Annotated in this window: 14 protein-coding genes and 2 pseudogenes; 6 read left to right on the top strand and 10 right to left on the bottom strand. The window is 71.7% G+C overall.

What is annotated here, in order from left to right; translation table 11 throughout:
* Nucleotides 1-381: 381 nt before the first annotated feature.
* The 3 genes and pseudogenes from J7E88_RS27270 to J7E88_RS27275 all read right to left on the bottom strand — a co-directional run bounded on the left by J7E88_RS27270 (nucleotide 382) and on the right by J7E88_RS27275 (nucleotide 2639).
* On the bottom strand, nucleotides 382-1020 hold the full coding sequence (locus tag J7E88_RS27270; protein ID WP_215185666.1) for a protein-L-isoaspartate(D-aspartate) O-methyltransferase: 639 nt from the start codon (nucleotides 1018-1020) through the stop codon (nucleotides 382-384).
* Between the two features lie 343 nt (nucleotides 1021-1363).
* Nucleotides 1364-1609, bottom strand: a pseudogene (locus J7E88_RS36290) (amidohydrolase); the annotation flags it as partial.
* A gap of 76 nt (nucleotides 1610-1685) precedes the next feature.
* Nucleotides 1686-2639: an alpha/beta hydrolase gene (locus tag J7E88_RS27275; protein WP_215185668.1), complete on the bottom strand. Its 954-nt coding sequence runs from the start codon at nucleotides 2637-2639 to the stop codon at nucleotides 1686-1688.
* Nucleotides 2640-3146: 507 nt separating this feature from the next.
* Here J7E88_RS27275 and J7E88_RS27280 point away from each other — a divergent pair.
* Nucleotides 3147-3299, top strand: coding sequence for a hypothetical protein (locus J7E88_RS27280; protein ID WP_215185670.1), 153 nt, complete (start codon nucleotides 3147-3149; stop codon nucleotides 3297-3299).
* Between the two features lie 89 nt (nucleotides 3300-3388).
* Here J7E88_RS27280 and J7E88_RS27285 read toward each other — a convergent pair whose 3' ends face one another.
* Together J7E88_RS27285 and J7E88_RS27290 are read right to left on the bottom strand one after the other, a co-directional pair.
* Nucleotides 3389-4825, bottom strand: coding sequence for a hypothetical protein (locus J7E88_RS27285; protein WP_215185672.1), 1437 nt, complete (start codon nucleotides 4823-4825; stop codon nucleotides 3389-3391).
* A gap of 227 nt (nucleotides 4826-5052) precedes the next feature.
* Nucleotides 5053-5241, bottom strand: coding sequence for a hypothetical protein (locus J7E88_RS27290; RefSeq protein WP_215185674.1), 189 nt, complete (start codon nucleotides 5239-5241; stop codon nucleotides 5053-5055).
* Nucleotides 5242-5553: 312 nt separating this feature from the next.
* Between J7E88_RS27290 and J7E88_RS27295 the strand changes: the two genes are divergently transcribed.
* A complete protein-coding gene (locus J7E88_RS27295) occupies nucleotides 5554-5919 on the top strand; it encodes an RNHCP domain-containing protein (RefSeq protein ID WP_215185676.1) in 366 nt (121 codons plus the stop codon).
* 26 nt (nucleotides 5920-5945) lie between these two features.
* A complete protein-coding gene (locus J7E88_RS27300; protein WP_215185678.1) occupies nucleotides 5946-6359 on the top strand; it encodes an RNHCP domain-containing protein in 414 nt (137 codons plus the stop codon).
* 237 nt (nucleotides 6360-6596) lie between these two features.
* Here J7E88_RS27300 and J7E88_RS27305 read toward each other — a convergent pair.
* The 3 genes and pseudogenes from J7E88_RS27305 to J7E88_RS27315 form a co-directional block, all read right to left on the bottom strand.
* Nucleotides 6597-6968 (bottom strand): annotated as a pseudogene (locus J7E88_RS27305) (helix-turn-helix transcriptional regulator); the annotation flags it as partial.
* A gap of 81 nt (nucleotides 6969-7049) precedes the next feature.
* Nucleotides 7050-7613, bottom strand: a complete 564-nt coding sequence (locus J7E88_RS27310; protein ID WP_215185679.1) for a TetR/AcrR family transcriptional regulator — start codon at nucleotides 7611-7613, stop codon at nucleotides 7050-7052.
* Nucleotides 7614-7615: 2 nt separating this feature from the next.
* Entirely contained in the window at nucleotides 7616-8311 is a 696-nt protein-coding gene (locus J7E88_RS27315; protein ID WP_215185681.1) for a type 1 glutamine amidotransferase domain-containing protein, read from the bottom strand.
* A gap of 340 nt (nucleotides 8312-8651) precedes the next feature.
* Between J7E88_RS27315 and J7E88_RS36300 the strand changes: the two genes are divergently transcribed.
* The 3 genes from J7E88_RS36300 (at nucleotide 8652) to J7E88_RS27330 (ending at nucleotide 11394) form a co-directional block, all read left to right on the top strand.
* Nucleotides 8652-8933, top strand: coding sequence for a zinc-binding dehydrogenase (locus J7E88_RS36300; protein WP_374196327.1), 282 nt, complete (start codon nucleotides 8652-8654; stop codon nucleotides 8931-8933).
* An 89-nt stretch (nucleotides 8934-9022) separates the two neighbouring features.
* Nucleotides 9023-9955, top strand: a complete 933-nt coding sequence (locus J7E88_RS27325) for a LysR family transcriptional regulator (protein ID WP_215185685.1) — start codon at nucleotides 9023-9025, stop codon at nucleotides 9953-9955.
* A gap of 320 nt (nucleotides 9956-10275) precedes the next feature.
* Nucleotides 10276-11394 carry an AI-2E family transporter gene (locus tag J7E88_RS27330; RefSeq protein WP_374196328.1) on the top strand — a complete coding sequence of 373 codons (1119 nt, stop codon included), beginning with the start codon at nucleotides 10276-10278 and terminating at the stop codon, nucleotides 11392-11394.
* Nucleotides 11395-11400: 6 nt separating this feature from the next.
* Here the strand turns inward: J7E88_RS27330 and J7E88_RS27335 are convergent, their stop codons facing one another.
* Nucleotides 11401-12291 (bottom strand): DMT family transporter, encoded by an 891-nt coding sequence (locus tag J7E88_RS27335; RefSeq protein ID WP_215185689.1) that lies wholly within the window; start codon nucleotides 12289-12291, stop codon nucleotides 11401-11403.
* Nucleotides 12292-12698: 407 nt separating this feature from the next.
* The gene (locus tag J7E88_RS27340; protein WP_215185691.1) at nucleotides 12699-14117 is read right to left on the bottom strand and encodes a PhoX family phosphatase; all 1419 of its coding nucleotides are present in this window, start codon (nucleotides 14115-14117) and stop codon (nucleotides 12699-12701) included.
* Nucleotides 14118-14261: the final 144 nt, after the last annotated feature.

Genomic DNA, 14261 nt, shown 5'->3' on the forward strand with positions numbered 1-14261 from the left:
TCGACATGACGGCCCGCCGCCCACATCGAGCGCGCCTTCAGCGGCCGACCGGCCGGCACCGGGGCGCCCGGACGTCTCCGCCCTGCGCGACGCCGACGGCACGCCGCTGTTCGTGCGGTTTGGTCCAGCCGGGAGACTGAAGCCAAGCCGAGCTGGTGGTCCATCTCGACCACCGACTCGATGCCCCGGCTCGGGCCCGGACAGCCGGGGCACGGGCCGCGCCGCTACTTCTTCCGCCGGTACGCCCTGTCCGAGCCGCTGGCGCTACCGCTGCCGCTGCCGCTGCACGACCGTCCCGGGCGCCGAAAGCGAGTACCTCGCCCTGAAGGGCAGCGTGCCGGCCACCGGCACCCTGAAGGGGACCCATCAGCGCTGAGCGCGTCACCGCTGGTCGTAGCCGTGGGCGCCGTACAGCCGGACGAACCGGGCTGCGGTGACCGTCCTGCGGTGCACCACGCCGCGGGCCCTCCGCTCGTACAGCTCGACGCGCTCCTGCCCGCCCTGCCCGATCGGCTGGACGAGCCGGCCACCGGCGCGGAGCTGCTCCACCAGCGGCTCCGGCACCTGCGGGAAGGCAGCGCAGACGATGACGGCGTCGTACGGGGCACGGCTCGCAATCCCGAGCGTTCCGTCGCCGAGTAGGACCTCGGCATTGCCGACGCCCTGCCCGGCCAGCCGCAGGCGTGCCTCGTCGACCAGGTCGGGCCACCGCTCGACGCTGACGACGTACGCGGCCAAGCGGGCCAGCAATGCGGTCTGCCAGCCGTATCCGGTCCCGACCTCCAGGACCTGTTCGTCTCCGGTGAGGCCGAGCGCGGCGACCATCATGGCGATCAGCGAGGGCTGGGTGGTCACCTGGCCGTGGGGGAGCGTGACGGGCGCGTCCCGGTACGCGGATGCCACCTCGTCCGTGGGGACGAATTCCGCCCGGGGGATGCTCCGTATGGCCTCAAGGAGACGGTCGTCGGTCACGCCCACGGCGCGGGCGGCGCGGGCCAGGTCCTCGGGGGATCCCTTCATGGGCCGTCGGACCGCGGAGCCGTGGCGGTGGCGGTGGCGGCCGCTGTCGTGGTGCGTTCCAATCCGACCGCGCTCCCTTCGACGCCGGCACGTTGCTGATCTCGGCCGTACTGCCCCAGCGGCACCAGGACATTGTCTCCGGGTAGTAGGCAGCGGCGCAGCCGGGCGCGGTCGGGCGCGGTCGGGTAGGCGACCAGTCGGAAGTCCTCCGCGCGGCGCTCGCGCCGTCCGTCCAGACACTCACGCGTCCACCTCGCGGCACCACCCGCACGTGGGCCCTCCTGCGTCCGCCTCCGGCAGCCCACCGCCCCTGCCCGCTTTTCGGAACCCCAGGGACCCCGTTGTCGAGGCGCAGCCACTCGTCCCCGTCCCCGGGCTTCACCATCTCCGTCCAGCGCTTCATGTCGGCGAGCTTCTGCCCAGCCGTCTGCGGGATCAGGCGGCAGGCGATCCGCAGCGACAGCTCCCCGTCCGGCGAGGTCGATGACCGCGGCGTGGTTGTCGGGGACGTTCTGGAACCCGCCGACGGCATCGCGACCGCCGAGGTCAGCCCGAATCGGTTGAGCTCGCGCAGGAAGTGACGCGTCGACGGGGCCGACGGGTGCTGCGGGTGCCGGCAGGGAGGACGCCGGCCACGGGCATGGCCGGTGTACCGGTCGTCCTCGTCATGCCAGGGCCTTGCGCAGGGTGTCGGCGGCGAGATTGACGGCGAGCTCCGCGGCCTGTGTCTCGCGCAGCGCGTTCAGCATGACGAAGTCGTGGATGGTCCCCTGCACACGCAGGGCGGTGACGGGGACTCCGGCGGCGCGGAGCTTGTCGGCGTACGCCTCGCCCTCGTCGCGCAGGACGTCGGCCTCGGCGGTGATGACCAGGGCGGGCGGCAGTCCGGTGAGCTGGTCGAGGGAGGCGCGCAGCGGGGAGGCGGTGATCTGGGCGCGCTCGGCCTCGTCGGTCGTGTACTGGTTCCAGAACCACTGCATGGCCTCGCGGTGCAGGAAGTAGCCGGTGGCGAACTGGTGGTAGGAGCCGGTGTCGAAGGCTGCGTCGGTGACCGGGTAGAAGAGGACCTGATGGACGATGCGGACGTCGTCGCGCTGCTTCGCCATGAGGGTGAGGGCGGCGGCCATGTTCCCGCCGACCGAGTCGCCCGCGACGGCGATGCGTGTGCCGTCGAGCTCCTTGTGGCGTCCCTCGCGGGCGATCCACTGGGCGACGCTGTAGTTCTGCTCGTTGGCGACGGGGTAGCGGGCTTCGGGCGAGAGTTCGTACTCGGGGAAGACCACGGCCGCCCCGGCGCCGACGGCGAGTTCGCGGACCAGCCGGTCGTGGGTGTGGGCGTTGCCGAAGACCCAGCCCGCGCCGTGGATGTAGAGGATGACGGGGAGGGAGCCGGCGACGCCGCGGGGGCGGACGATCCGCGCGCGGACGTTCCCGGTGGGACCGCCGTGGACGGTGACCCATTCCTCGTCGACGGCGGGCAGGGTGACGCCTTCACCGCTCTGGACGTCGTCCACGGCCTTGCGGCCGTCCGCGACGGGGATCTGGTAGAGGAACGGCGGCCGGGCGGTGGCATCGGCGAAGGCCTGGGCGGCGGGCTCGAGTGTCGGCTGGTTCGACATGGCGGGGTTCTCCTTCGGAGGACGTACGGGGTGGGTGCTGCTCAGCGGGTGCCGCGGTCAGCGTCCAGGATGACGTCGGTGACCACTGGCGGGCGGGATACGGCCACGGCGTGTGACGCGTTCACCTCGGTGCCATGAGGGCCGGCGCGCCGCGCCATCCATCGCTCGGTGGCAGGCAGGGTGGTCTTGTCGGCGGGCGGCGATGACCGACTTTCCTCTCCGTGCCCAGGAGTTGGCACTACAGCGCACTACCGAATACTCCATGACCAGTCCCCCGTGCACCGCCGTACCGCGTGCGCCGTCCGACCCCTCTCGGCACTGCCGGCCCGTGGTGATCGTCCCCGGCCCCTCGGGCAAGGGCATGCGTACGCGACCGCCCCAGCCCGTGCCCGTGCCCCGTGCACGATTCGCCGTGCCGGGCGGGCCACCGGCCTGACTTCCCGCCAAGGTCCCACGGATGCTGGCGGGTTCTCTCCGGGGCGGTGACGGGCTCCGGTCACCGGACGAGTGGCACAGAAGCACTCAACCCAGAGCCGCAGGTTCACCGAGTCGACGGCGCAGCGGGACCAGATCATCAAGACCTGGAACGGCGAGAAGGAGGCCGACGGCGTGGAGAGCAAGGTCGAGCGGAGGCTCAACGCCCGTGAGTGCTGCCGCTGACAGGTCACGCCCCGCCTCCCCAAGACCGCCCCCGCCGCTCATGCGGCGGGGGCGGTCCGTTCGTCCGGCCGGCGAACGGCCCGTGCGGGTCAGGTGGACTGCTTCACCCGGCCGCTCACGAGGGGCCATTCGCGGTGGAGACTGCCCAGAGGGATGCGCTTCCGGAAGACGGGCGTGCCGAAGACCGAAAGCTGGAGCTGGAGGTGGCCGCTCAGGTCGAAGCCGCCGTGGAGCGCCCAGGCGCCGTTCAGGTCCGCCGTGCCGTCCGTGGAGGCGGAGGCCCGGACCTCGCCCTCGGCGCGCAGGTACGGGGCGAAGTCGGCGGTGAGGCCGGCCATGCCGTACAGACCGACGGACGCCTCGGCCCCCAGGGCGGTCTTCGCCCGGCCTGCTGCCGTGACCGTGGCCGTCACGGGGGTGCTCGTCACGTCGGAAGTGCTGACCGGGGCCCAGCCCTCGCCGGGCGTGTAACCGCCGCCGACGCGGAAGTCGCCCTTGACGTCCTGCCGCACGTCGAGGGTGACGCGGCCGTCGGCCTCGACCTGGAGGTAGACGGTGAGGTCGAGGTTGACGACGACGGGCACGGGGCCGACCTGGATCACGGGGTCGGCATGCAGCCTGGCGAAGGGGATGCGCTGGGAGGTCTGGGCAGCCGCACGGCCCTTCAGCGCCCACTGGGCGGACCAGTCGCCGGACATGCCGAGGAACGCTGAACCGGGTCCAGGCTTGCCCGCCTGTCCGTGGGAGCCGCCGTCGTAGGAGAACTCCACCTCGGGCGCCAGCTGGACAAAGCCGGAGAGGGAGGCGGCGGCCGAGACGGGCGCGTCCTCGGCGGTGGTGAGCGCGGTGCCGACGTCGAGGCGGAGCAGACCAACGGGCACCTTAGCGCCGTTGGGGCCGAAGCGGACGCCGCCGGGTTTGGCCCAGGACAACTTCACGCCCTTCACCAAGGGCTCGACGTCGATGGTGGCCGGGTCCACGGGTATCCGGCCGTCGGCCTTGTCGTCGGCGAGCAGCGCGCTGAGCGTCGCGGGCTCGGTGGCGACCTCGGTGCCCTTGTCCGTGGTGCGCACCACCTTCGTCACCTCGACGAGGAGGCCCTCGGGGGCGCCGGGCGCGGGGGCGCTGGCGATGACGTCGCCCGTCCTGACCGGGGCTTCGGCCCGGGGCTCGGCCGATCGCCCGGACGTCGGGGTCGGGGTCGGCGAGGCGTCAGGCGGCGTGGCGATGACCGCGTGCCGGGTCCGCTGATCGTAGTCGGCGACCTTGAAGGTGCTCCGGCGGGTGCCGGTGCCGCCTTCGGTCGCCGGTCGTGCCACGGCAGTTGGCGTGTCCTGCGGTGCCGGTGTGACGTCGAGCCGTTCGCTTCCCTCGCCCACGGCGGCCGGGTTCGCGGCCGGGGTGGCGGCGGAGGTCGCTCCGGGGGTGGTGGCGGCGGTGCTGCCGGGTGTGGCGGAGCATCCGCTCGCCGCCAGGGCGAGGCAGATCAGCGTGGGGACCAGGAGTCTCCTGGTGTGAGTGCGCACGGGGGTGTCCTCCGGCGATGAGCGATGTGCGTGAGGGGGGTGGCTGCTGTCACCGGTATGTGCTTACTTGCCAGTAACAGCAGTCGGATCATGCCATGGCTGCAGACGGGTGCAGGACATGACCGCGGTCGTGCCCGGGAGTTGGCCGATCTCCTGGGGCAATTGGCGGGTTGCCGACTGCTCTGCGGCTCCACCCAGCTGAGAGCCGGCGGTGGGAGTGACCGGCGTCAGCACCCAGGCGCCGCTCGATCGCGGCAGCGGCTTTCGGCCCAGGTCGGCGACCGTACGCGCGAGCGGCCGTCCACGGGATCCTCGCCCTGGAGGACGGCCTGCTGATCCAGCACCTCCTGCGCCCCGACGAGATCAGTGGCGAGGCGGTCGTCGACGCCGCCGAACTCCTCCCCGCTGAACTCCACTTGGCGCACTCAGGCGGCCGTCCCGGGCAAGGCCGGTGGCCGCCGGGCGCAATCCGACGGCAGCCGGCTTGGCACAATCCAATGACGGTCGTGCCCGGCGTAATTCGGTGGTCGCGGCGGTGGAGGCGCCGTTACGCTGACCGGCGCCTCATCGGAAACCGTCATCGGGCCACCCGTGCCCCGGAGAGGGTGTTTTATGACCCGGACCGCGCCGAGCGCGCCTCGTCGTACCGCGTGACGTCCGTTACTCGTCGAGGAACGCTCGGCCTGTTCTTGCTGTCATGACTGTTCTCTCAGCAAGGAGCTCCCCGGGTGTCCAACCCCAACACGCACCACGCCCTGAAGATCGGCACCTTCACCTGCGCGTGGTGCGGCCTGACCGTCTCCACGTTCGCGGCCGACGGCACGCGGCGCAACCACTGCCCCTCGTGCCTGCACTCCCAGCACGTCACCGAGCACGTCGAGGGCGGCCGCAGCGAGTGCCACGGTCGGATGACACCGATCTCGATCGCCGCGCTCCGCACCGGCGACTGGATGGTCATCCACCGCTGCGTGCGCTGCGACGAGCTGACGTCGAACCCTGTCTGTCCGGACGACAACCAGCTCATCCTGATGCGCATGGCCGTACGTCCCCTGGCCCAGCCGCCGTTCCCGCTCGAGTCGTTCGGCAGCCTGTGAACGCCCGGCCAGGAAGAAAGACGACTGTGCCACGCCGCAATCCCCCCGCCCGGCGCCCGCAGCGACGAAAGGACGTGCTGCACGGGCAGCGCCGCCACCGCGCCCATGACTTCCGGTGCGTCGGCTGTCGGCTCGACGTGCCGCTGGACGCCCCGGGCACCGCCCACCGCAACCACTGCCCGCACTGCCTGGCGAGCCTTCACGTCGACAGGCGCGTCCCGGGAGACCGTGCCGCATTGTGCCGCGGCCGTATGGACGCGCTGAGCATGGCCGTACGGCCCAACGGCGAATGGATGATCATCCATCGCTGTCTGACCTGCGGGGAACTCAGCGCCAACCGCATCGCGGGCGACGACAACGCCCTGGTTCTGATGCGCCTCGCGCTCAAACCGTTCCAGAGGATCACGGACGCGGTTCACCGCACGTTGCTCGCCGACTGAGCGCATGGCCGCCGCCCGGAAGGACACGATGCCCTTCCGGGCGGCTCGGCGTGCGGCCGCGGGGCTCGAAGCAGTGGGCAGGTGTGTCCTGTCCGCTCCCCCGCGGAGCCGGTAGCCCTTCGGGGTCCGCCGCGCCGCGCCCTACGCGTACGCGGTGTTGGGCATGGGGGCAACACACCTTCAGGGCGTCTGCGCTGCTCATCCGTCAGGTCGCCGCAGGCCATCCCGAGATGACACTGCTGCTCCCTCGACGATGAGTCGGAAGGACATCCGGGGGTGGGAGTGCAGAGCCGCACCGGTTCGCCGGGCCTCGCCCGGCCCCACACCGTGGACGGCGCGGAACGCACGCGCGAAGGCCTCCCCCGAGCTGTAGCCGTAGCGCATCGCGACGTCCAGCGGTGTCCGCTCACCGGCGAGCACTTCGGCGCCCGCCACGGTCAGCCGTCTGCGGCGGATGTACTCCGGCAGCGGGATGCCTGCCGGCGCGGAGAACAGCCGGCGGAAGTGATACTCCGACGTCACTGCGATGCGCGCGAGATCAGCCACGTCGATCGGTTGACCGAGATGTGACTCGATGTGCTCCATGGCCTGGTTCAGCCGCTCCAGCATCCGGTCCTCCTCCCTTCGATCACTCACCTCAGGAAGGCCCCACCCTGCCGGACCGACATCCTGTGCCCGACGCGGTCGGGTTCAGCGAGCGCACGGCCCGGGCACCAGCAGTCCGGCGAGCAGTGCCCGGGTGGCGGGCTCCAGGAGCCGTTCGCCGTCGGGGACGGCCTCCAGGCCGATGACCAGGGCGATGCAGATGTCGGCGGCCTCGGCCGGCTCCACACCCTCCCGTGTGCCGGCCTCCTCGAAGAGGCGGATCAGCAGGCGCCGCAGGTCCGCGGTGAACGCGGTGCATATCCCGCCGAACAACCGGGCCTTGGCATCGAGGAGTTCGGCGGTGTGCGGTGACGGACCGCTGAGTCGGAGTACGAGATCAAGCTTGGCAGCCAGGACGCCCCGGATTCGGTCCGCGCAGGGGGCTTCCTGGTCCACGGCCGCCTTCCGGGCCCGTGCGAGCGCCTGGTCGTGCAGGCGTCCGGCGAGCTGCCGGAAGGCGTCGTCCTTGCTGCGCACGTACTGGTAGACCGCTGACCGGGACACGCCCATGGTGGTGGCGATGTCGTCCATCGTGGTGCGCCGTACGCCGTACCGGGTCAGGCAGTCGTAGGTGGCGTCGAGGACCTCTTCGAGCCGGTCGGCGACCATCGTCAGGCCAGCCTCTTGAGGACCTCGACCGCGAGCGGGGCGGAGGAGGACGGGTTCTGACCAGTGACCAGATTGCGGTCGACGACCACGTTCGGCGCCCACGGCTCGCCCACCTGGACCTGGACGCCGGCCTCGACGAGGCGGGTCTCGAGGAGCCACTTCGCCTTGTCGGCGAAACCGGCCTGGCTCTCCTCGGCGTTGGTGAAGGCGGCCACCCGGTAGCCGGCGAACGCGTTGGAACCGTCGGCCTTCTCGGCGGCCAGGAGCGCGGCCGGGGCGTGGCAGACGACGGCGAGCGGCTTGCCCGAGTCGAGGGTGTCGATCAGGATCCGGCCGGAGGTGGAGTCGACGGCGAGGTCCTCCATGGGGCCGTGACCGCCGGGGTAGAAGACGGCCGCGTAGTCGTCGAGGTCCACGTCCTCCAGCGTGATCGGGTGGTGCAGCTCCGTGATCGAGGCGAGTGCGGCGGCGATCTTGTCGGCGCGCTCCTGGCCGCCGTTGACCTCGGGCGCCAGGCTGCCCTTGTCCACGGTCGGCACGACGCCATCAGGCGTGGCCACGACGATCTCGTGGCCCGCGGCCTTGAACACCTCGTACGGGGCGACGGCCTCCTCGGCCCAGAAGCCGGTGGGGTGCTTGGTGCCGTCCGCAAGCGTCCAGTGGTCGACGCCGGTCATCACGAAAAGGATCTTCGACATGGTGAGTCACTCCGAGGGTGCGGGCCCGCTCGGGCCCAGGGGGATTCGGATCGCACGCTTCGACGTTCTGCGAACGCTGACGTTCCGAGTTCAGATCGTCAGGGCGGCGATGTCCTCGAAGGTAGGTCCGGTCACCCACCGGTATCCAATGAGGAATCCAATGCCGGACATTGGATTCCCAATGGATGGCGGGGAATATCCTCGGACAGGCCATGACCTGCGGTGATGGCCAATGGGTCAGATACTCGACGGCGGCACGCGCCGAAAAGTGCGCCGGCAGGCGAGCGGTGACATGCCGAGGGCGGCATGCAGGTGCTGCCGCAGCGAGGTGCCGGTGGCGATGCCGGGAAGCGACCCGCGCGAAGCGGAGCAGACAGCCGAGCGGGGCGTCCGCGCCGAGACGCTCCTCGTCGAGGCCGACCATGCCGGGATGGACGCGATCGCCGACCTCGTCCATCCGGGCGCCCTGCGCGCCCGCATCGAGGCCGTCTTCCCCCTCGCCGGGGCCGCCAAGGGCCACACCTTCGGCGAGACCGACCGCACCACCGGGCAAGAACGTGCTGGTCGGGGAGCAGGCCGGAAAGGCGTGGAAGGAGCCTGGTCACGGAGCTGCTCGCGGTGAGGGGTGCGAAAAGGGAGAGAACCGCCCCCTCCCGCGCCCCATAGGGGCCACCTACACTTGGTCGGGTGAGGCATAGGAATTCCGATGTGATGCCCGAAGCGCCAAGGCACGCCGACGCCGCACCGCACCCTGCAGACCTGAACCTCCTGCGCACCTTCCTCACGGTCTACCGCGCCGGGTCCTTCACCGCCGCCGCCCCGCTGCTGGGCCTGTCACAGCCCACGGTGACCACGCAGATCCGCACCCTGGAACGGCAGACCGGACGCGAGCTGTTCGAGCGGCTGCCGCGCGGCGTCGCCCCGACACCGGTCGCGGACGAGCTCGCCACCCGGATCGCCGCGCCCCTGGACGTCCTCGCACGCGCGACCACCTCCACTTCGCCCGAGGACAGCGACGCCGAGCCCGTCCACCTCGCCGGCCCCGCCGAACTGCTCTGCACGCGTGTCCTGCCCGGGCTCGCGCCCCTCGTCGCCGACGGCGTACGGCTACGCGTGACCACGGGCCTGACCGACCCCCTGCTCGACGACCTGCGCGCCGGCCGCCACGACCTCCTCATCGCCACCACCCGTCCGCGCGGCCGGACGGTCACCGCCGTCCCGCTGATGGACGAGGAGTTCGTCCTGGTCGCCGCCCCCGTCTGGGCAGACCGGCTCAAGGAGCAGCCGGCCGCCGACGTCCCGGCGGCCCTGCACTCCGTCCCGCTGGTCACCTACGCCGAAGACCTTCCCATCGCGCGCCGCTACTGGCGACACGTCTTCGGCAAACGCCTGACCTGCCGAGCCGCCGTCACCGTCCCCGACCTGCGCGGCGTGCTGGCGGCCGTCACGGCGGGCGCGGGCTTCACGGTCCTGCCCCGCTACCTGTGCCTGGGGGAACTCGCTTCCGGAGCCCTGGTTCCTCTGCACGAGACCGACGACCCGCCCATCAACACCGGCTACCTCGTGCAGCGGCCCGGTGGCACGGAGAATCCGCATGTCGCTCGCGTCCGCGACCATTTGCTGCAGATCGGCCGCACCTGGTGAAACCGGCGCGGACCGGGCCGGGGAAGAGAGCACGCCCGGCGCGGTGGCCGGTGGCGGTCCCTCGGACCACGGCCTGGGCTTCGGCTCGCGTCATGTGCTCGGCGGGCAGGCGAGCGGGGTGCCCGGCTCGGCCTGACCCGCCCGGCTGTCCGAGGCCCCTCCGGGCGTCGTCGATTTCCGCCGAGGCGACCTTCGCGCCGTGCCGGCCCGCTCCGGCTGACCGCGCGACCCGCCTGGTCCCACGGCGGGCCCGATTCCGCGTGCCTTCGGGCGAACAATGCACCGAACACGTGCTCCGCGGCGCGTCCGGTGGTACGCGCATGTGCATGCCCCCCAGGTCGCCGGACCGGCAGGAGCGCCCTTCGGGTGCGCCGTCCACCGCAGAGACGCAGCGGGTGCCGGACGCGCTGCGGACGGCCGCCGCGTACGCCTGGCGGATCCTCGTGGTGACCGCCGCTGTCTACGGCGTCTTCGCGCTGCTGGGGCGGTTCCACGAGATCGCGGTGGCCGTCTTCCTGGGCCTGGTCGTCACCGCTGTGCTGCGGCCGGTGGCCGATCTGGCCGCACGCTTCCTGCCTCGTCCGCTCGCCGTCGCCGGCTCGCTGCTGTGCAGCATGGCGCTCGTGCTGGGTGTGTTCGCCCTGGTCGGCGAGGTGGTCGCGGGCGAGCGGACCACACTGGTACGGGAGTTCCGCATCGGCATCGAGAGGATTGAGAACTGGCTGGAGCAGCCCCCGTTCCGCATCGCCCCGGAGGCCCTCACCGACATCCAGTCCCGCATCGGCCAGTTGCTGTCCAGCCACAGGTCCACCGTCGTCAGTGAGGCGCTGAGCGGCGCCGGGCGGCTGGTCGAGGTGCTGACCGTGCTGGCCCTCGCGCTGTTCTGCTCGGTCTTCTTCGTCCATTCCGGCGACCGCCAGTGGCGATGGTTCTGCGGGCAGTTGCCGCCCGCCGCCCGGGAGCGCGCGACGGTCGCCGGCCGGGCCGCCTGGCGGACGTTCACCGGATACACCCACGGCATTCTCCTGGTGGCGGCCACCAACGCGATCCTGGTGGGCATCGCCCTCTTCGCCCTCGGGGTCCCCCTCGCGCTGCCGCTGGCCCTGCTGGAGTTCTTCGCCGCGTTCATCCCTCTCGTCGGTTCGCCCATCGCGCTCGCCGTGGCCGCGGTGGTCGCGCTCGCGTCCGAGGGCCCGCTGATCGCGGCCGTGGTCGTCGCTCTCATCGTCGTCATCGGACAGATCGAGGGGCATCTGCTGCACCCGATCGTGATGAGCTGGGCCGTCCGGCTGCATCCTGTGGTCGTCGCGCTGTCGGTGGTCGGCGGGGCGGTCGCCGCGGGTGTGGTGGGCGCGGTCGCCGCGGTGCCGCTCGTGGCCGTGGTCTGGTCGGTCCGTCAGGCGCTCCGCACGGCGCTCCCGTCCGGCCGGGACGGCTGACCGGGCTCAGGGCACGGTGGCCCCGTGCTCTTCGGAGGCGGCAAGGGAGCGGGCCAGCGGCATCCTGGCCAGGGTAAGGACACCGGCCACCACCAACGCCACTCCTACCGCCTCGGGGAGCAGCCACCAGCCGGTGCGGACGTGTTCCTCGAAGAGGAGGATGCCGAGACACAGACTCACGGCCGCGTCGCCGAGGGTGAGCGCGGGCTGGGAAGCGACCAGCGGGCCCGCCTGCATCGCGTTCTCCAGCAGAAAGAGCGCGACCACACCGGTCGCCGCGAAGGCGTAGGTCTGCCAGGCCGTGAGAAAGGCGCCGAGGCCGTCATCGTCCAGGATGTGCACCGCCTCCTTCATCAGGGCCGCGGTGACGGCATAACTGATCGCGGTGGCCGTGCCGAGGCAGGCTGCGCGGGCCCGGCCCTCCGGGCGGCGCAGGGCGGCGGCGGCGAGCGCGACGACCACCGCAGCGCACACCGCGAGCGTGACGATCCAGCGGTCCGCCGGCACATCGGTACGGTTGCCCGAGGGCGACGCGGCGGCGAGAGCAATGCCGAGGCCCACCACGACACCGGCCACGGCCACCCATCCGGTGCGCGGCAGGCTCCCGTGCAGCAGCAGTGTCGCCAGGATGAGGGCGAGCGGCAGTTCGAGGACGAAGAGCGGCTGAACGATCGTCAGCGGCCCGGTTCCGAGAGCCACCGCCTGGCAGACGCCGGCAGTGACGACGGCGAGCATGCCGGCCAGCCAGACGGGCTGGCGCAGCAGATCGAGCATGAGACCGGCGCGGAAACCTTCCGAGCGCGGGACGACGAGAGCCGCCTTGCGCTGCAGCACCGTGGCGAACGCGTTGCTTAGCGCCGCGCAGAGCGCGAAGAGCACCGGCAGCAGAGTCTGCACGTGTCGGCCTCCGGCAGTCGACGGGTGGTCGGGCGGCGGTGGCCGCGGAACGCCGTCGGTGCCGCGGTCCGGACCGGCCGACCTCCTGCCATGATGCCCACGGGCACGCCGCGCCCGCGATCCGAACGGCTGCGGCGCGCCGTGGCCCGCGGCGGGTGCACCGGGCCGGTGAGCGGGTCACGGTGGGCTGCGGGCGGCCCACCGGTGCGGCCGCCTGCCCCGACTCACCCGGCTCCGAAGAGGCCACGAGCCGATGACGGGCCCAGCCTGGATGCTGTTCTGCAGAGCACCGACGAGGCACGTTCGGTGGCCGCGTTCGGACCGCGCCGCGGGCGGGACGACGAGCCGGTGACCGGCTCACGACAGACGCCGTCCCACAGCCCGTGCGCCCCGCCCGCGCAAGGCGGTCAGAAGCCGCCGCGGTGCCAGGGGCCCCAGATGGCAATGCTGGCTCCGAGATCCGACTGGACGTTGACGAACAGCGTGCGGCCGTCGGGAGAGAACGTCGATCCGGCGAATTCGCCACCCGGGTCGTCCGCCAAGGGCTCCATGCGCGCGAAGTCGAAGATCGACCCGCCGGCGGTGAGCCCGCGAACGTAGTTCTCCCCGTCCCCGTCCTCGCACAGCACCAGCGTGCCGCGCGGGCTGGTCGTGATGTTGTCCGGCAGGTCGAGCGTCATCGAGTGAGGTGACTCGTACACCAGGCGCAGCGTGCTGCGCCTGGTGTCGTACGCCCATACCTGCCCGCGCCCGTCACCGAACCCGCTCGGGGGCGCCTCCCCCTCCGCGGTGGCACCGCCTTGGGTGGAGACGAAGTACACCGTGCCCTGGTGGTGGACGCAGCCTTCCAACCGGGAGAAGAGCGCCGCTCCCTTGGCCCTGCCCTGGGCACCGACGGCCTGGATGGCAAAGGAGTTGCCGGTACCGGAAGGGAACTCGGGGTCCGGGTCGTCGATGTCGACCCAGCACACCTGATAGGTGACACCGCGCCGTTGTCCGAGCGAGAGGTCGGCGTTGTCCGTGCCGCGTACCGCGAGCATCTGCAATGTGCCGCCGTCCAGGAGCCTGCCGGTGGCGCGCGGGTCCCGGGGCGGCAGGTAGCGGTAGAAGCCGGAGGGGGAGTTGAAGTTGTCCTCGCATTCGTAGACGGCGCCCGTGTGGGGGTCGAATGCGACCGATTCGTGGGGGAAGCGTCCGGCGGACCGGATGGGACGGGCGGTCGCCGTTGTGTCGAGGGGTACTTCGAAGAGGTAGCCGTGCTTCTCGTGCAGGAGGCTGTTGTCTCCTCCGCTGAAGTCGTTGCCCACATCAGGGCCGTTGACCGTTTCCTCGCAGGTGATCCAGGAGCCCCATGGCATCGGTCCGCCGGAGCAGTTCATCTGGGTACCGCTGAGGCTGGCCCGGCTGTGCAGCACCTGCCCGTGACCGGTCACCAGCAGAGTCGTCGTGCCGCCCCGGCCGGCCGGATCGTACACGGTCCGCTCCGGCCCGAAGGCGGTGCCGGGGCCGTTGAGTTCATGGTTGCGGACCAGAAGGGTGGTGCCGCGCGGCCCGCGGAACGCGGCCATGCCGTCATGGTTGCCGGGCGTGACGGAGCCGTCGCCGAGTCGTTCCCCCGTGGGGTTGAACGAGCGGTAGGAGAACCCCTCGGGCAGGTGAAGCCGGACGGCACCGTCGCGCTGGTCCCTGACCGGCCGAAGCCCGCCGTATCCCTTCCCGGGCCGAGGTCCGCCCTGGGCGGAGGCGGTGGCGGCCCCGAGAAAAGGCCCGCCGAGCACCGCGCCCGCCACAGCGGTGGAACCTGCAAGGAAATGTCTCCGTCGCACGAAACCTCCTGGGAAAAGGCAGAAATAGCCAGATGTGGGGTTCGAATTCCGACACGTTATACGCGCGTAGCGTACCGAGGGAACCCCTCCAACGCGCCGACTTTAACGAAGCGTTGACGCCCCCGGCAGATCGGCCTGCACGCG

The organism is Streptomyces sp. ISL-10 (assembly GCF_018614575.1).
In the GTDB taxonomy this organism is placed as follows: Bacteria; Actinomycetota; Actinomycetes; order Streptomycetales; family Streptomycetaceae; genus Streptomyces.